Origin of the sequence: Rubrobacter aplysinae, assembly GCF_001029505.1 — a bacterium.
Taxonomy (GTDB): Bacteria; Actinomycetota; Rubrobacteria; order Rubrobacterales; family Rubrobacteraceae; genus Rubrobacter_A; species Rubrobacter_A aplysinae.
The window spans coordinates 57,973-74,696 of record NZ_LEKH01000001.1; the positions used below are offsets into that span (position 1 = coordinate 57,973).

A 16,724-nucleotide genomic window follows, 5' to 3' on the forward strand; every position below is an offset into this window, starting at 1 on the left:
CTTAACACTCCCGGAAGGAGTAGTGTGAAGCGGCGCGAAACTTGGTACGGGAGTCGGGAGGGTGTTAGTCTCCGGGCGGTGGATAGGTTGAGCATGGCACCGGAAACACACGGAAGCAGAACAGACTAGAACAGACGAGGAGAGACGTGCTGCGGGTCAGAGACGCTATGACGCGAGAGGTTGCAACCCTGGGGCCGCAGGCCAGCGCGGCCGAGGCGCTCGGCAGGTGCCGGGAGCATGGTATCCGGCACCTGCCGGTGGTCGAGGACGGGAGGCTCGTCGGGCTGGTCTCGGATCGGGATCTGCGCGACGTTAGCCCGCCCCGGGGCACCTCCGACGCGGAGAACACCCTGAGCTGGGTGAGGCTCGTGGACATCATGACCCGCGGCGTGGAGACGGCGCACCCGCTGGACACCATCGAGCACGCGGCGCACAGGATGCACGCCGGGCGTATAGGCTGTCTGCCGGTCGTGGCGGACGGCGAGCTCGCGGGCATCGTGACCTCCTCGGACATGATGCAGACCCTCACCGAGCTCGTCGGGGCCGGGGAGCGGGGGAGCTGGGTCGAGGTCGAGGTGCCGAACGAGCCCGGCTCCCTCGCCGGGGTATCGAAGCTCGTCGGGGAGCGCGGGGTGAACATAGCCGGTATCTTCCTCTCCCCGGCCAAGCAGTCCACCCACCGCATGATCGTGCTCCGCCTTGAACGCACCGACCCCTCTGGCGTGGCGAAAGCCCTCTCCGAAGCCGGATACCGGGCCTACGGCGTCGAGCCCTCCTCTCCGGTGAGCACCGGCTACGAGGAGTCGTAAGAGAGCCGCCAGCTTTCAGCCATCAGTTTCCGGCTAGCGTTACCTGTATCAACGTAAGACTGCCAAGCGTGCGCCCAGTAGTATAAAGATTCCGCCTGTAACGTAGTCTATCCACTTCTTCGCCTTCCGATAGGCGGAGGCCACGGGGGCGAGGGAGAACGCCCAGGCCACGCCCGAAAACCAGCCGGCGGCCATGCAAAAGACCACTAGCAGCGTAGCCGCGTGTACCCACATCGGCGCGTGGACGGGGAACAAGGTTGCGAAAAGACTGCCGAAGAAGGCCATGGCCTTCGGGTTGCCGAGGTTCGTCAGCAAGCCTGCCCGCAAAGCCGAGAGGCCGTCGAGGCCGTCGAGGCGGGCGGTCCCGGCGGATCCGACTACGAGGGGACGCTTGGCGCCCAGGATGGTCTTCACTCCCAGGTAGGCGAGGTAGAGTGCCCCCGCCACCCTGACAAGGTCGTAGAGCCATCTGGCCTCCGAAAGCAGGACGCTCAGACCGAGCAGGCTACCGACGGCCCACACCGCGCATCCCGTGGCGACGCCCAATGCGGCCATCACGCCGTGTAGCCTCGAGCCGGCGGTGGCGTGCTTGACCGTGACGACGAAGTCCGGGCCGGGGCTAATTATCGTAACCGCCCAGATGCCGGCGAAGGCGAGGATGGTCTGCAAGTACGGGCTCATCGTCATCCTCCCGGTCGCTTCGGCGCTGTCTGGGTTGAATTGGTAGCTACTCGCCCTCCGGCAGGAACAAGCCCTTCACGCCGGGCTTGATGCGGCCCTCGTTATCCAGGTAGTCGCTCCAGGTACGTTTCGGGGTGTAGCCCAGGAGTAGCTCGGCCTTCGTGATGGAGATGCCGGAGGAGTCCTCGCGCGGCAGGTCCCGCACCTCGATTGCGTCGCCGTAGTAGCGGGATACGAGATCCGCCAGCGGGCGGTTGCCGACGTTGTCCGGGGAGGCGATGTAGAAGACCTCGTGGCCGGGCAGCTCGCTCTCTACCGCCAGCACGATGGAGTCTGCGAGGTCGTAGACGTCTATGTAGCTCCAGAGGTTCGGGCTGAGGACGGACTCGTCGCGTACCTGCGGGCCGAGGTTGCGCTCGTAGTTGCCCTCGTGCTGCACCCAGGAGGGCCGGATGGTTATGCACGACATGTCCGAGCGGCGGGTGACGGAGTCCATTAGCTGCTCGCCGAAGTGCTTGGCGAGGGCGTACGGGTCCTGGGGCTTTATGGGGTGCCCCTCGTCCACCGGCACGTAGTCCGGCAGGAATGGCCGCTCGGGGAAGAAGAAACCCGGCACCGTCTCGCTGGAGAGGTTTACGAACCGGCGGACGCCGAAGCGCACCGCCGCCTCCTGCATGTTGAAGAGCGCCATCAGGTTGTTCTCGAAGACGGTGTGGGGCGGGTTGCGGGTCGGCTCCGGGAGTGCGGCGGCGTGGACCACGGCCTCGGCGTTTCTGACCACCGAGTAGGCGTCGCCGGGGTCGGTGAGGTGGGCCTGGGTGTAGCGCGGCTCGCCCTCCTCCAGGCGCTCGAACACCGGCGGCGTTACGTCCACCGCGAGCACGTCGTGTCCCGCCCGCATCAAGGCGGCGACCGCCGCCCGGCCGACCTTGCCCCTGGCTCCCGTTACCACTACCCGCATCGCCATCTCCTCTCGCGCCTACTCATGCCTGCCCGTGTGGACTACGAATACAGAAACAAAGGCCAAAAAGCCGAAGATCTGAAGACTCAAAGATAACCGATGGTATCAGCGGGGCGGCGGATGCGCGGCGTCCGCCAGGGTATCGTCCGGTTCTCCCTACCGCCCGTCTAGCACCGCGCGCCAGAAGTCCTCGTTCTGGCCTGGCTCGAACGTGGTGTAGAGGGAGACGCGGTGTATGAGGCCCTCGTAGCGTTCGCGCAGGGCGTGGCCGAGCTCGTCCGGGGCGGCCTCGACGGCGAAGGCGGAGACCATCTCGTCCGTGATCTCCCGCGGCATCTCTTCCCAGCGCTTCTCGCGGGCCATCCCCGAGAGCCGGTCTCCGACCTCTTCCCAGCCGTGGGCTTCGAGCACCGTGCGGTAGGTCGGGGTGGAGGCGTAGAAGGAGACCTGCTGGCGCACGGCCTCGCGCTGCTTTCGCGCCTCCGCCTCGGTGCCGGAGATCACGAACGCGCTCGTGGCGAGCTCGACTGCCTCGGGGTCGCGGCCCTCTGCTTTGGCACCCTCGGCGATGGCGGGCTTTACCGTGTCTCGCACGTACGCCGGGCTGTGGAACGGGTGGACGTGGAAGCCGTCGCAGAGCTCTCCGGCGAGCCGGGCGAGGCGCATATTGACCCCGGCGATGTACACGGGAATCTCCGGCTCCTGTATGGGGCCGGGGTTGAAGAACGGGCTGAGGAGGGTGTGCTGGTAGAACTCGCCCCGGTAGTCGAGCCTGCCGTCGCCCTGAAAGGCAGCCCAGATCGCGCGCAGCGCCCGGATATAGTCCGCGAGGCGGGCGGCGGGCTTCTCGAACGGCATAGAGAAGCGGCGCTCGACGTGGGCCCGCACCTGGGTGCCCAGGCCCAGGATGAAACGCCCACCGGAGAGAGTCTGCAGGTCCCAGGCGAGCTGTGCCGTGACCATCGGCGAGCGGGAGAAGGCGATGGCGACGGAGTTTCCGAGGCGCATCGTCCGGGTGTTCGGGGTGGCTATCGCGAGCGGCAGGAAGGAGTCGTGCTTGGTCTCGCTGGTCCACAGCCCGTCAAAGCCGAGTTCCTCCGCCGCGCGTGCCGTATCCCCGATACCGTGGATGCCGCTTTCGACCCCGAGCCCTACGTCTATCTTCATCCGCCACTCCTCCCGTGCGTCCCTTACACCCCGTTTGTTTCAGGGTAGCAGGATCAGCTTCCCGGTGGTCTCCCGGCCTTCGAGGTCGCGGTGCGCCTGCGCCGCATCTTGGAGGTGATACGCGCCGCCGATGCGCACGTCGAGGTTGCCCTGCCCGATCCAGGAGAAAAGGCTCTCCGCCCGCCACAGAAGCTCCTCCCGGTCGGCGGAGTACTGGCCCAGAGAGGGCCGGGTGACGAACAGCCCGCCCTTGGAGTTCAGGGTCTGTAGGTCGAGCGGCGGCACCGGGCCGCTGGACTGGCCGTAGAGCACCAGATACCCGCGTCTCTTCAGGCTGTCCAGGCTGCCCTCGAAGGTCGCCTGCCCGACGGAGTCGTAGACCACGTCCACGCCCTCGCCGCCGGTAAGCTCGCCGACGCGGGCCGCGAAGTCCTCTCTCTCGTACAGGATCACCTCATCGGCCCCGGCGGAGCGGGCGAGCTCCGCCTTCTCCTCGGTGCCGGCGGTCCCGATCACGCGCGCACCTCGCATCTTCGCGAGCTGAACCAGCAGCAGCCCAACGCCCCCGGCCGCGGCGTGGACGAGGGTGGTGTGGCCTTCCCTTAGCGGGAACGTGGAGTGCGAGAGGTAGTGGGCGGTCATGCCCTGGAGCATCACCGCCGCCGCGACCCGCGCCTCGACCATCGTCACGTTTACCGGCACGAGCTTCCACGCCGGGACACAGACGTACTCCGCGTACGCACCGGGGCTCATGGCAAACGCCACGAAGTCCCCCGCCGAAATCTCCTCCACGCCCTCCCCGACGGCGTCTACCTCGCCGGAGCCCTCCAGACCCGGGATGAAAGGTAGCTGGCCGGGATACGCTCCGGTGCGCTGGTACACGTCTATGAAGTTTACGCCCGCCGCCGAGACCCGTATCCGTGCCTCTCCCGGACCGGGCTCCGGCGCGGGTAGATCCTCGTAACGCAACGTCTCCGGCCCGCCGTACTCGTTGACCTTGATGCCCTTCACAAAACCTCCTCAGCATTCCTCGCCCCGAATACCAGTGTGGCGCATTGTATAGGGTCATGTTCCGGTGGGCTCCACGGCCCCGACGGTGTCCGCTGGTATACTCAGTCGGTGCAAGAGCAGGTGCGAGAGCAAGAATCTCCATCCGGCGGACCCCCGGTGACTAACCAGTGACCATCGTTGCAATCCTGGCGGTGCTCCTGTTCCTGGTCTCAGTGAATGCCCTGTACGTGGGGGCCGAGTTCGCGGCTGTCGGAGCACGGCGGGTGCGCATCCGGGAGCTGGCCGACGAGGGTGACCGGCTCGCCCGCCAGCTTCTGCCGGTGGTCGAGGACCGGGCGCAGCTCGACCGCTACATTGCGGCGTGCCAGATCGGGATCACGCTATCCAGCATCGTGGTCGGTTTCTACGGGCAGTCTCGGCTCACGCCGATAGTCGCGCCGCTGCTGGTCGGGTTAGGGGTGGGAGAGGGCACGGCGGCGACCGTAACACCGGTCGGGCTGCTCCTGGCGCTGACATTCTCCCAGGTGGTGCTCGGCGAGTTGTTGCCGAAGTCCATTGCGATCCGCTACCCGGAAAGAGTCGCCCTCTCCACCATGCTGCCGATGCGCTACTCGCTCGTCGGGCTCCGCCCGTTTATCTGGGCGCTCAACGGCTCGGGTCTCTTCTTGATGCGGCTCCTGGGCCTCAGGAGCGAGACCGAGCATAGCCACATCCACTCGCCGGAGGAGCTTGAGATGCTCTTCCGCGAGAGCGCACAGGGTGGTCTCATAGACGCCGAGGAGCGCGAGATGGTGGAGAACGTGCTCCACCTCGAAGAGCGGGTCGCGCGGCAGATCATGGTACCGCGAAACCGGATCGTCGCCGCGCCGGTGGATACCCGGCCGGAGGAGCTCCTGGTGCGGCTCGCGGGTTCGCAGCACACGCGGTTCCCGGTCTACGAGGGCAACCTCGACCACCTCGCCGGTATCGTCCACCTGCGTGACCTGTACCTCTTCGCCCGCGAGAGCCCGGACGGCGACCTGCGGGAGATACTGCGCGAGATACCGCTGGTGCCGGAGTCCGTAACGGTCTGGGACCTGTGGAGGATGCTCGGCGAGCGCCGCAGCTACGTGGCGGCCGTCTTCGACGAGCACGGCGGAGTCTCTGGCCTGATCACGATCGAGGACGTAGTAGAGGAGGTTTTCGGCGAGCTGCGCGACGAGTTCGACCGCGAGGAGCGCGACATTATTAGCGAGGAGCGCGGTGAGCGCACCCGGCTGCGCGGCGACCTGCTGGTCTCGGTAGCCAACAGCCGGCTGCTGCTGAATCTCCCGGAGGAAGCCGACACCGTCGGCGGGCTCGTGCTCGACCGGCTGGGGAGGCTGCCGGAGCCCGGAGACGAGGTCGTGGCCGGCGGAGCCAGACTCCGGGTCGAGGCCGTGCGGGAGAATGGCGTAGAGGAGGTTAGCGTCCCCAGGGCCGACCGGCCGCCCTCCAACGGAGGGCCCCCAGACGTGGCCGCCGGAGGCGAGGGCTCGTGAGCGCGGTATTGTTGCCGCTTGCGGTCATAGCGTTCCTCATCCTGATGAACGGACTATTCGTCGCGGCAGAGTTCGCCATAGTCGGGGCCAGCCGCACGCGGGTCAAGAGCATGGCCGAGGGCGGGAGCCGGGCGGCCCGCTACGTGCGGCGCGTGCTGCACAGCCCGGCGAACCAGGACCGCTACATCGCCATAGCCCAGCTCGGCATCACGCTCGCCACCATCGGGCTCGGCATGTACGGAGAGCCCTCGATAGCGGGCTGGATCTATGGTCCGCTGGAAGAGGGCTTCGGTCTGGGCACGGCGCTCGCCCACACCATAGGAACCGTGCTCGCCGTGAGCATCATGACCTACTTCCACGTCGTGATCGGGGAGATGATCCCGAAAGCCCTCGCCCTCCAGACGCCGGAGCGGACCGCCGTGCGGGTCTCGTCCGCGATGCGCTTTGCCGGGCTCGCCTTCCGCCCAGCGGTGTGGCTGCTCAACGGGGTCGCCGTGGAGCTGCTGAAGCTGCTGCGCATACCGACCAGCGGCGGCGAGGGACGCTCCTACTCCTCCGAAGAGCTAGAGAATCTCGTCGAGGAGAGCCGTGAGGGCGGCGCGATAGCCGAGAGTCAGCAGCGCCTGATCTCGAACATCTTCGACTTCGGCGAGCGGAGGGTCCACCAGGTGATGACCCCGCGCACGAGGGTCGTCGGCATACCGCTTGGCAGCGGCCCCGAGGAGGTCGAGCATAGCGTGCGGGAGTCCAAGCACACCCGCCTGCCGGTCTACGACGGCGACCTCGACCACACAGCAGGTATTCTGCACGTAAAGGACTTCATCCAGTGGCAGCTCCGCGGCGTACGCAACGGCGATGGCCCGGAGCGCAGTGAGCCGGGTTTCGAGCTGGAGTCGTTGCTGCGCCGCGCCCCGCGCGTTACCGAGAGCGCCCCGGCCGAGGACGTGCTCGCGGCCTTGAAGCGCCTGCGGGTGCATATGGCGGTCGTCATGGACGAGTACGGCGGCACGGCGGGCATCGTTACGCTGGAGGACCTGATCGAGGAGGTCGTCGGTGAGGTGCGCGACGAGTTCGACCGCGGCGAGGAGCCGGAGCTACAGGCGCTCGGAGATGGCACCCTGCTCGCCAGGGGTAGCGTGCTGCTGGAGCAGGTGAACGAGCTTTACGGCACGCGGCTGGACTCCGGGGAGTTCGACACCCTGGCCGGACTGATCATAGAGAGGCTCGGACGTCCGCCAGGTCAGGGCGACGTGGTGGACGTTGACGGCGCCAGCCTGGAAGCAGTCCAGGTAGAAGGTCTCGCTATCTCCCGCGTGCGGGTGGTGCCGGACGCCGCCGGGCCGGAGGAGCCGGATCAACCGGCTCAGAGCCCGTAACCTGCCTGGTCGTGGACCTCACGCGTCGCCCTGGAGTGTAGCTTCCGCAGAGCCTGTGTAAAGCCGGTGCTCTGGTATATTTGGGCGCAGGTGTAGTGGGGGCTGTTGAAAGGGGCGGGAACATGGCCACGGTACGAGAGGCTACCCTGGATCTCCTGCGATCCCTGGGGATGACCACGGTCTTCGGAAACCCGGGCTCGACGGAGATCCCGTTCCTGAACGACTTCCCCGAAGACTTTACCTACGTCCTCGGCCTGCAGGAGGCGAGCGTCCTCGGTATGGCAGACGGCTACGCCCAGGGCACCGGCGGGCCCGCGCTCGTGAACCTCCACACCGCCCCCGGCCTCGGGAACTCTCTAGGAAACCTCGTGTCGGCGTGGCATAACAAAGCGCCACTCGTGGTGACGGCGGGCCAGCAGGACCGGCGGCACGTGGCTAAAGAGCCTTTGTTGACCGGAAAGCTCGTGGATCTCGCACGGCCCTACGTGAAGCGGGCGGTGGAGCCTCTGCGGGCGGAGGACGTGCCGGGGGAGATCCTGCGCGCCTACCATACCGCCTCGCAGCCGCCACAGGGTCCGGTATTCGTCTCCATCCCGATGGACGACTGGGATCGGGAGGCTACCGAGGAGCTACACCCGGAGCGGGAGGTCGTCGGAGCACCATCTCCGGACCCGGCGGCGCTCGACCGGGTGACCGAGGCCCTGCGGTCGGCCGAGAGCCCGGCCATCGTCGCGGGGTCCGGGGTGGACCGGAGCGGGGCTTTTTACGAGGCGGCGGAGCTCGCCGAGCGGGCCCGGGCGGCGGTATGGACGGATCCGATCTCGGGCCGCGCCGGGTTTCCGCAGGATCACCCGCTGTACCGGGGCCAGCTCGCCCCGGCTCAGGCGCAGCTAGCAAAGCAGCTCTCCGGCCACGACGTGGTACTCGTGCTCGGTGCACCGGTATTCCTGTACTACCCGTACGTCCCCGGCCCGACCCTGGAGGAGGGCACCCGGCTCTTCCACGTCACCGAAGACCCGCAGGAGGCGGCCCGCGCCACGCTCGGCACCAGCATCGTCGGGGACGTCGGCGCGGCGGTCCGGCATCTCGCCGGACGGCTGCCGGAAGGAGAGAGACTGGCGAAGAACTCCCCTCCCGAGACGCCGGAGAAGGGCGACCCTATGAGCGTGGCGTACGCGATGCACGCGCTCGGGGAGGCGCTGCCGCCGGAGGCCGTGATCGTGGACGAGTCCATCTCCAGCAACCCGCAGCTAAAGCGGTACGTTACCGCCAAGAGTCCCGGCGGCTACTATACTTCCGCCGCCGGTGGGCTCGGGTGGGCGATGCCCGCCGCCGTCGGGCTGAAGCTCGCCTCGCCCGAGAGGCCGGTGGTGTGCGCCATCGGGGATGGATCGGCGATGTACTCCGTGCAGGCGCTGTGGAGCGCCGTCAGGTACGGGGCTCCGGTCGTCTTCTACGTCATAGACAACTCCGGCTACTCCATACTCAAGGGCTTCCGGGACGCGCTCGGGGCGGAAGGTGTGCCGGGCCTCGATCTGCCGGGCGTGGACGCGGTGCGGGTTGCGGAGGGGCTCGGCTGCGCGGGCGAGAACGTCTCCGGGGCGGACGGGTTGCCCGGTGCGATCCGGCGCGCCCTCGTTTCGGGGGAGCCGTACCTGCTGAACGTCGCCGTCGATCCGACCCCTCCGCCGCTGCTTGGCGGGTAGGCCCCGGGTGGGGAGCAGGACGGATTGAGCCGCCGCAGACTGGTGCTGGCCGGGCTCGTGATCCTGCTCGTGGCGGTCGCCGTGGCCGCCCGGACGACCGGGCTGGCGGAGTATCTACGGCCCGGAAATTTGGGGCTCTTGAGAGATTGGATCTCGGGTCTCGGCCCCGCCGGTCCCGTCGTGTTTATCTGCGGGTACGCCGTCGCCACCGTCGCGTTCTTGCCGGGTACCCCGCTCACGCTGCTCGCCGGGCTGCTGTTCGGGGCGTTTCTCGGCACGACCTACGCCTTTACAGGGGCCATGATCGGGGCCGTACTCGCCTTTCTGGTGGCCCGGTACGCCGCCCGGGACCTCGTGTCCTCCTGGGTGCAGCGTAACGAGCGTCTCAGGCGGCTCGACGCCGGGGTGGAGCGTCAGGGCTGGCGGATGCTGGTCATAACGCGGCTCGTGCCCGTCTTCCCGTTCAACCTGCAGAACTACGCCTACGGGCTTACCCGCGTCCGGCTCTCCACCTACGCTCTCGTCTCCGGCGTGTGCATAGTGCCCGGCGTCGCCGTCTACGCCTTCGCGGGCGGCTCTCTCGGCTCGCTCTCCACGGACGACAACCTCGGACGGGTCTTCATCTACCTCGGGGTGGCGGCCGTGATCTTCGTCGCCCTCTCCTTCGTGCCCGGAATAGTCCGGCGCAGGACCGCCGCCGTTGAGATCGAGGCGGACGAGGCGGACGAGGCGGACGAGACCCCGGAGAGACAAGATGAGCCCGAACCCCTGCAAGGAGAGGATAAGCGATGAGCGACGACGACCGATCCGATCCGCAGGCGCTGCATGCATTGGAGGGCCACAAGTACGTGAGGCTTACCACCTACCGCCGCGACGGCCGGGAGGTCGCAACCCCCGTATGGTTCGCCTTCCCGGACAACGCCGCAACCGGCGACAGGGCCTACGTGGTTACGGGCCTGGACTCCGGCAAGGTAAAACGCATCCGGGCCGGCTCTCCGGTGGATCTCACCCCGAGCGACTGGCGCGGACGGCCTCTCCGGGACGCCGGGACCGTCCGCGCCGGGGCGCGTCTCCTATCGGACGAGGAGTCCGGGGCCGCGGAGGCGGCCCTGTCGAAGAAGTACGGCTACCAGTACCGCGCCTTCGAGTTCGTGGAGGGCCGCATGTCCCGCAACCCCTCAGAGCGGGTTTTCCTGGAGCTTACGCCGCAAGGAGCACCGGGCTAGAAACGCGCCCGAGCGGGGAAAGCCCGGAGTATAGCTCTAGCAGCTAGAGTCCTTCGGCTTTGGCACGGCGAGGCCGAAGAGCGGGCGGAGCTTGAGGCCGGCGTAGGTACCCACGAGCGCCATCGCCGCCCAGAGCCAGCCGTGCAGCGAAAGCGAGGCGACGCCGCCGAAGTACGCCCCGATGTTGCAGCCGTAGGCCAGCCGCGCCCCGTAGCCCATCAGGATGCCACCGATCAGGGCGGCAACCACGGTCTTCGGGGGTATCCGCCTGTGTATGACGAACGTGCCGCCGATCGCGGAGGCGACCAGGGCCCCGAGGATTATGCCGAAGTTGGTCACCGTCGTGGCGTTTGCGAGGATGGACTGCCCTAGCGGTGCGGGGTCGGCGGCCCAGTAGGTCCACGAGGCGACGTCCACGCCGAGGCCGCCCGCTATCTTCGAGCCCCACAGCGCGAACGCCCCGGTCACGCCCCAGGGCTTGCCGCTGACCACCAGGACGGCGGCGTTCAGCCCGGCGAGCGCCAGCGCCCCGACCCACAGCGGCCAGGTGCCGCGCACGACGCGCCCCAGACCCTGCGCGCTCGGCTTGCGGCTCACGGGCGGCGGGCTCTTCCTGCGGGAGATCAGGGTTACCACGGCGACTATCGCCCCGATAAACAGTACCTGCACCAGTGCGCCGCCGGCGTATCCGAGCCCGGTCTCACCGAGGCCGATCGTGGCCCAGTTGAACGCGTCTTGCGTCCAGAAGCCCCAGTGCCAGGCGCCGAGGACGGAGCCCACGACGAACCCGCCGAGGGTCAGGAGTATCGCCGTCTGGCCGCTGCCAACGGTGTAGAGCGTACCTGAGGCGCAGGCGCCGCCGAGCTGCATCCCGAGCCCGAACAGGAAGGAGCCCACGACGACGCTGACCCCGATGGGCGCTATGTAGCCCGTCGGCTCGACCCCGAAGAGCCCGGCTCCGGCGGCGAGTATCGGGGCGAAGATCATGCTCGCCACCGCGAGCATCAGCATGTGCGCCTTGAGCCCCGCTCCCTGACCGACCGCCACCAGCTGCCGGAACGCCGAGGTGAACCCGAAGCGCGCGTGAAACAGCGCCACACCCAGAAGTGCCCCGAGAACGTACAACACGCTCTGCTGCAAGCCCTGGCTCGACAGGATCACGTACCCGAGCAGCGCCATCCCGGCGATCCCGGTCGCCGCGACCCCGGTGCGGGGCGGAGGCAGGGTATCGGCTATTCTGCCGGAGCCCGCCCCGGCCTCGGCATGTTTGCCCCGGCCAAGGTCGTCCGGCCGTGGAGCGCCTCTCGTATCCCGCGTATCCTGCACCTGAAGCCTCCGAACCTCATAAAACTTACGAACTCTACAAAGAAGCTACAAAACCCTGAAACCCTATAAAACGTGTCGGAATTTAAACAGGGCGCGGACCGATTTCAAGAGATCCAGGCCCGGAGAAGCTCGAAGAGGTTCGGAAAGGCTCGGAGGAGTTATGCGGTGTTGGGTTCCTGGATCTCCGGCAGCTCGTAGCGGCGGTGGGCGGCGGCGAAGAACACGGCGCCGTGGGTCGTGACGCTTTCGACCTCGAAGCTCGCCTCTTCTAGCAGGGACTCGACGCCTTCGCCGGTAAAGAAGCGGACGCCGCCGACCGAGAGCAGGCGTTGCAGGTTCACGCCGCGCCGGGTCCCGGATTTCAGGATGCCCATGATCGCGATCCTGCCGCCCGGCTTGAGGATACGGGCGCATTCCCGGAGGGCGAGCGCGGGGTCTCCGAGCTCGTTCAGGGTGCCGCCGCAGACCACGCCGACGAAAGAGGAGGACTGGAAGGGTAGCTCGTGGGTGTCGGCGCGGGCGAAGGAGGGCGTAGTGCCGGCTGCCAGCGAGCGGCTCGTCGCCTCCCGGAGCATGTTGGGGGAGATGTCTATCCCGATCATGTCAGACTCCCTGGAGAGCTCGTCGAGCACCAGCGAGAGGCCCCGGGTGTAGAGCCCGGCGGAGCACCCGAGGTCGAGGTAGGTCCCCGAGCGGTCGAGCTCCACCATCTCGGCGATGAGGTCCACCTCCCGCTCGTTGGAAAACCGCTTGCCGGTGAGGAGATCCAACGAGCGGGTCCGCCACACGGGCTCGTACAGCCGGCCCGCGCCGGGCGCGAAGTTCGAGAGGTTGGCGAGGTTCGAGGCCCCCTTCGAGGCGCCCCCGCGAGACTCCAGGAGATCGAGATACCCGCGCTTGATCTCGTAGTTCGTCCCCGAGCGGGAGCGGGTCCTGCCGCGCACTATCACGCCCTCCCGCTCCACGCCGGAGATAAACACGAGTCCGGCGGGGACCGAGGGCTCGGGCCGGACCAGTTCGAGGCTCGTTTTTCGGAACACTTATCTCTCCGGATCTCCTCGGTTACTCAGCCTCCGCGGCCCCCGCGGCGGCCCTTCCGCCCCGCGCGCCCGCTCAGACGGGCGTCGAAGCCTCTCACCGAGTCCACGAAGGCGTTGTCCTGGCTCTCCTGGCCGGTTCTCGTCCCGGAGGAGTACAGCGGCGGGTAGCCCCCATCGTGGAAGAGCAGCGGCCCTCTGCGAGCGTCGCCCAGGTGTACGGCCACCACCCGGCCCAGAAACAGCTCATGATCCCCGCCCGGATATGCCGCTTCCAGCTCGCACTCGATGGCCGCCAGGGCGCCGGCGGCGAGCGGGGCGCCGGTCCGGCCGTAGCCCCCGCCGAGCGAGTGGACCGCCGAAAGACCGCTCGAACGCTCCGGCGAGGCGAAGAGCCTGGAGAGACCTTCCTGATTCGCCGCCAGGAGGCTCACGGCGTAGTACCCGCACTCCTTGATGCGGGGTGAGATCCTGGTCTCCCGGTGGACGCTCACCAGAAAAAGCACCGGGTCGAGCGAGACCGAGATCACGGCGTTCGCCGTCATACCCTCTGCGGCCTCTCCGTGGCCGCTGGTGAGCACGGTTACGCCCGTCGGGAACGTGCCCATCGCCTCCCTGAGCGCCGCCGCCCCGGGCTCCCTGGAGTCCCAGACGAAGCCTCCGTTTTCCATGCTCTCTCCGTCTACGGACATCTGGTCTCTCCCGGTACACCCCGAAGGCACGCGATCGGCTACGACGCAACTGGCTCCAAAGCCACACACAGGCTCCCGGAGCTCCTGAAATCGCCCCGAAAGCGCCATCCGAGGCTACTACGCCGGGGGTGCTTCCACAAGTGCCGTTAGTGCAGCCGGAGCCGCCCCTCGCTGGAAGGGCCCGGAGGCTAGCCGGGCAGGCTCTCTATCACCCCGTCGAGCACGAACTGCACGGCGAGCGCCGCCAGGAGCACCCCGAGCACCCGCGAGAACACGTCCGAGCCGGACTCGCCGAAGATGCCCATTATGCGCGGCGCCAGGAGCAGCGAGACCAGAGTCAGGGCCAGCACGAACAGGAGCACCCCGAGAAACACCGCCGTCTCCCCAGCGTCGGCCCCGCCCGTGTACAGGAGCACCGTGGCCAGAGCCCCGGGACCGGCTATAAGTGGTATCGCCAGCGGGAAGACCGCGACGTCCTCGTGCGTACCGGGCTCGTCCTCGGGCGTGGGGCGGACGTTCGAGGGCCTGCCGAAGATTATGTCCACCGCCACCAGGAAGAGCAGCACACCGCCCGCGATCCTGAACGCCGGCAACCCTATGCCGAGCGCCGCCAGCAGTGCGTCGCCCACGAACGCGAAGACGAGCAGTATTGCCGTCCCCAGCGCGACGCCCCGCACCGCCTGGATGCGCCGCTGGCGCTCGGGAATGCCCCGCGTAAGCGCCACGAACAGGGGCGCGAGCCCTACAGGGTCCACCACCACGATCAGCGTCACCAGCGAGTTGAGCATTATCTCCGGCACGACCGGGGATTATACGGACCTTACGGGGCTTTAAGGAGGCCAGATAAGCGAGGGTCACGCCTCCCGCCCGGATGCCCGCCACGAGCCGCGCAGCTTCCGGGCGCGGGAGATCAGGCTCTCGCCCGTCTCCAGCGTGGCCGCCCCGTAGACCTCGCCGAGCTCCGCCGCGAGCGCCCGGATCACTTCATCCACCCCGAGCGGGCCGTTCTCGCCGGCGAGGTCTCCTACCCCTTCCGGCCGGAACGGCAGCCCGAGCGCCGGGTAAAGCTCGGACAACACCCTCCTTATTTCCTCCGTCTCGGAGACCAGGATCAGGGCCTCCACCCGGGCCGCCCGCTGGGCGACGCGCTGCGCGAGACCGGCGACCTTGATCCCGCCCGCACCTCCCGACCTCACCGAGTACGCCCCCGGACAGAACTCCCTCTCTACCCCACCGGCCTCGGCGTCAACGCCGAGGCCGCGCAGCGCGGAGACGAGCACGCCGGAGCCTTCCGCGTACCGCTCGTACAGGCCTTGGCGCAGATCCCGCACCGGAAACGTCATGGAGAAGGAGAGCGACCCCCGGTTGGCCGCCACCGCACCCCCGCCCGAGTTCCGCACCAGCACCGGAAAGCCGAGCCCCGCCATCCGCTCTCTCGCCTCCTCAAAGCCGGTCAGCCGGGTCTCCGGGCGTGTGACGCCCACGTAACGCGCCGAGGACCACAGCAGGGCGGTAGGGCCGCGCCGCCCGGAGCCGACCTCCTCCAGCACCGCCTGCTGCAGACCGAACCCGTCCTCGGGGTCGTCGAGCTTCTCCGGGATCAGCACCTCCACGATGCTAAGATAGCAGCCGGAGATGAACCGCGAGAGACTAGAAAAACGCGCCGGGGGAGAAGACCGGGGACCGTGGAAGGTCCTCGGGTCGAGCGCGGTGTACGAGAATCCCTGGATCTCGGTCCGCGAGGACCGGGTCGTGCGTCCCGACGGCGAGCCGGGCATCTACGGCGTGGTCCACTACAAGAACCTGGCCGTCGGCGTCCTGGCGGTCGAGGACGACCACCTCTACCTCGTCGGGCAGTACCGCTATCCTCTGGGGGCCTACTCCTGGGAGATACCGGAGGGTGGCTGCCCCGAGGATGAGGAGCCTCTCGAAGCCGCCCGGCGCGAGTTGGCGGAGGAGACCGGCCTCGTGGCCAGAGACTGGCGGCTACTCGGCGAGGCCCACCTGTCGAACTCCGTGAGCGACGAGTACGGGGTGTGGTTCGTCGCCACCGGCCTCGAAGCGGGCGAGCGCCGGCCCGAGGGCACGGAGGAGCTAGCCGTGCGCCGCGTACCCGTGGGCGAGGCGCTGGAAATGGCCTCCGACGGCAGGATCACGGACGCCCTCAGCCTCGTCGCAATCATGGGCTACGCGCTGGGCCGTCCCGCTTCCCGCGATGCCGCCGTTTGATCCCGGCGGCCCGGATAGTGGCGCGATGAAGGTGCTCGCGCTCGCGGGCGGGGTGGGGGGCGCGAAGCTCGCCGCCGGGCTGGAGGCAGCGTTGCCGGGCGGGGATCTCACGGTCGTCGTGAACACCGCCGACGACTTCGACCTCTGGGGGCTGCGCATCTGTCCGGATCTCGACACGGTCATGTACACCCTCGCGGGCCTTGCGAACCCCGAGACCGGCTGGGGGTTAGCCGGGGAGACCTTCGACTCTCTGGAGATGCTCGGCCGCTACGGCGAGGACACCTGGTTCTGGCTCGGCGACCGGGACCTCGCAACCCACCTGCTCCGCACCTCGCGCCTGCGCTCCGGCGAAAGCCTTACCTCCATAACCCGCGACCTGGGCCGCCGCCTCGGGGTACGGAGCGAGATCCTGCCGATGTCCGACGACCCGGTCGCGACCGTGCTCGACACTCCCGCCGGGCCGCTGGAGTTCCAGGAGTACTTCGTCCGGCGCGGCCAGCGCGACGAGGTGCGCGGCGTAGAGTTCCGGGGCGTGGACGAGGCCAGACCCACGAGGGCCGTCCTCGACGGCATCCGGGAGGCCGACGCCATAGTGCTGTGTCCCTCGAACCCGGTCGTAAGCCTCGGCCCGATACTGGCCGTGCCCGGGGTGGGCGACGCGTTGGCGGCCTCCTCGGTTCCGAAGGTCGCCGTCAGCCCGATCGTCGGTGGCCGGGCGCTCAAGGGTCCGGCCGACCGGATGCTCTCCTCGACCGGACACGAGTCCTCCGCCACCGGGGTGGCGCGGTTCTACGCCGGCCTCATAGACGCCCTGATAATGGACGCCGCCGACGCGGGGGAGGAGTCCGAGATAGAGGGGCTGGACGTACGCCCTTACCTCACGGACGCCGTGATGCACGACGAGCCCGACCGGGCACGGCTGGCCCGCGAGGTGCTGGACGTCGCCGAGGGTCTGAGCGTGAGGCCCGAATGAGGCGCGGATG

Annotated in this window: 17 protein-coding genes; 8 read left to right on the plus strand and 9 right to left on the minus strand. The window is 68.3% G+C overall.

All coding sequences use genetic code 11. The features are described 5' to 3' along the window. Window positions 1-146 precede the first annotated feature (146 nt). Window positions 147-809: a CBS and ACT domain-containing protein gene (locus ABD53_RS00310; protein ID WP_235401202.1), complete on the plus strand. Its 663-nt coding sequence runs from the start codon at window positions 147-149 to the stop codon at window positions 807-809. Window positions 810-857: 48 nt separating this feature from the next. Here ABD53_RS00310 and ABD53_RS00315 read toward each other — a convergent pair whose 3' ends face one another. The 4 genes from ABD53_RS00315 to ABD53_RS00330 all read right to left on the minus strand — a co-directional run bounded on the left by ABD53_RS00315 (window position 858) and on the right by ABD53_RS00330 (window position 4,629). Continuing rightward, window positions 858-1,490: a LysE family translocator gene (locus ABD53_RS00315; protein ID WP_047863766.1), complete on the minus strand. Its 633-nt coding sequence runs from the start codon at window positions 1,488-1,490 to the stop codon at window positions 858-860. A 46-nt stretch (window positions 1,491-1,536) separates the two neighbouring features. Then, window positions 1,537-2,451, minus strand: coding sequence for an NAD-dependent epimerase/dehydratase family protein (locus tag ABD53_RS00320; protein ID WP_047863767.1), 915 nt, complete (start codon window positions 2,449-2,451; stop codon window positions 1,537-1,539). Window positions 2,452-2,607: 156 nt separating this feature from the next. Next, the gene (locus ABD53_RS00325) at window positions 2,608-3,618 is read right to left on the minus strand and encodes a TIGR03617 family F420-dependent LLM class oxidoreductase (RefSeq protein ID WP_047863768.1); all 1,011 of its coding nucleotides are present in this window, start codon (window positions 3,616-3,618) and stop codon (window positions 2,608-2,610) included. A gap of 39 nt (window positions 3,619-3,657) precedes the next feature. Further along, window positions 3,658-4,629, minus strand: coding sequence for a quinone oxidoreductase family protein (locus ABD53_RS00330; RefSeq protein ID WP_047863769.1), 972 nt, complete (start codon window positions 4,627-4,629; stop codon window positions 3,658-3,660). A gap of 167 nt (window positions 4,630-4,796) precedes the next feature. Here ABD53_RS00330 and ABD53_RS00335 point away from each other — a divergent pair, with 167 nt between their 5' ends. The 5 genes from ABD53_RS00335 (at window position 4,797) to ABD53_RS00355 (ending at window position 10,457) form a co-directional block, all read left to right on the plus strand. Further along, window positions 4,797-6,149: a hemolysin family protein gene (locus ABD53_RS00335; RefSeq protein ID WP_047863770.1), complete on the plus strand. Its 1,353-nt coding sequence runs from the start codon at window positions 4,797-4,799 to the stop codon at window positions 6,147-6,149. Beyond that, complete coding sequence (locus tag ABD53_RS00340) at window positions 6,146-7,525, plus strand: hemolysin family protein (RefSeq protein WP_053057489.1); 1,380 nt, start codon at window positions 6,146-6,148, stop codon at window positions 7,523-7,525. Before ABD53_RS00335 ends, ABD53_RS00340 begins: the two co-directional genes overlap by 4 nt. A gap of 122 nt (window positions 7,526-7,647) precedes the next feature. Beyond that, the gene (gene mdlC, locus ABD53_RS00345; protein ID WP_047863771.1) at window positions 7,648-9,231 is read left to right on the plus strand and encodes a benzoylformate decarboxylase; all 1,584 of its coding nucleotides are present in this window, start codon (window positions 7,648-7,650) and stop codon (window positions 9,229-9,231) included. 24 nt (window positions 9,232-9,255) lie between these two features. Next, window positions 9,256-10,023: a TVP38/TMEM64 family protein gene (locus ABD53_RS00350; RefSeq protein ID WP_053057490.1), complete on the plus strand. Its 768-nt coding sequence runs from the start codon at window positions 9,256-9,258 to the stop codon at window positions 10,021-10,023. Beyond that, complete coding sequence (locus ABD53_RS00355) at window positions 10,020-10,457, plus strand: PPOX class F420-dependent oxidoreductase (protein WP_047863772.1); 438 nt, start codon at window positions 10,020-10,022, stop codon at window positions 10,455-10,457. The genes ABD53_RS00350 and ABD53_RS00355 overlap by 4 nt, the downstream gene beginning before the upstream one ends. A gap of 36 nt (window positions 10,458-10,493) precedes the next feature. On the opposite strand, the gene ABD53_RS00360 is transcribed toward ABD53_RS00355, so the two are convergent. From ABD53_RS00360 to ABD53_RS15480, 5 genes are all read right to left on the minus strand, one after another. Continuing rightward, a complete protein-coding gene (locus ABD53_RS00360) occupies window positions 10,494-11,783 on the minus strand; it encodes a YeeE/YedE family protein (protein WP_235401204.1) in 1,290 nt (429 codons plus the stop codon). A 158-nt stretch (window positions 11,784-11,941) separates the two neighbouring features. Then, a complete protein-coding gene (locus tag ABD53_RS00365) occupies window positions 11,942-12,823 on the minus strand; it encodes a class I SAM-dependent methyltransferase (protein ID WP_047863773.1) in 882 nt (293 codons plus the stop codon). A gap of 26 nt (window positions 12,824-12,849) precedes the next feature. After that, complete coding sequence (locus tag ABD53_RS00370) at window positions 12,850-13,512, minus strand: flavin reductase family protein (RefSeq protein WP_200900233.1); 663 nt, start codon at window positions 13,510-13,512, stop codon at window positions 12,850-12,852. Window positions 13,513-13,700: 188 nt separating this feature from the next. After that, window positions 13,701-14,312 (minus strand): MarC family protein, encoded by a 612-nt coding sequence (locus ABD53_RS00375; protein WP_152670501.1) that lies wholly within the window; start codon window positions 14,310-14,312, stop codon window positions 13,701-13,703. Between the two features lie 54 nt (window positions 14,313-14,366). Next, window positions 14,367-15,125, minus strand: a complete 759-nt coding sequence (locus tag ABD53_RS15480) for a lipoate--protein ligase family protein (protein WP_152670502.1) — start codon at window positions 15,123-15,125, stop codon at window positions 14,367-14,369. A gap of 22 nt (window positions 15,126-15,147) precedes the next feature. Here ABD53_RS15480 and ABD53_RS00385 point away from each other — a divergent pair, with 22 nt between their 5' ends. Beyond that, the gene (locus ABD53_RS00385) at window positions 15,148-15,741 is read left to right on the plus strand and encodes an NUDIX domain-containing protein (protein WP_047863775.1); all 594 of its coding nucleotides are present in this window, start codon (window positions 15,148-15,150) and stop codon (window positions 15,739-15,741) included. After that, on the plus strand, window positions 15,728-16,714 hold the full coding sequence (gene cofD, locus ABD53_RS00390) for a 2-phospho-L-lactate transferase (protein ID WP_235401206.1): 987 nt from the start codon (window positions 15,728-15,730) through the stop codon (window positions 16,712-16,714). The genes ABD53_RS00385 and cofD overlap by 14 nt, the downstream gene beginning before the upstream one ends. Window positions 16,715-16,724: the final 10 nt, after the last annotated feature.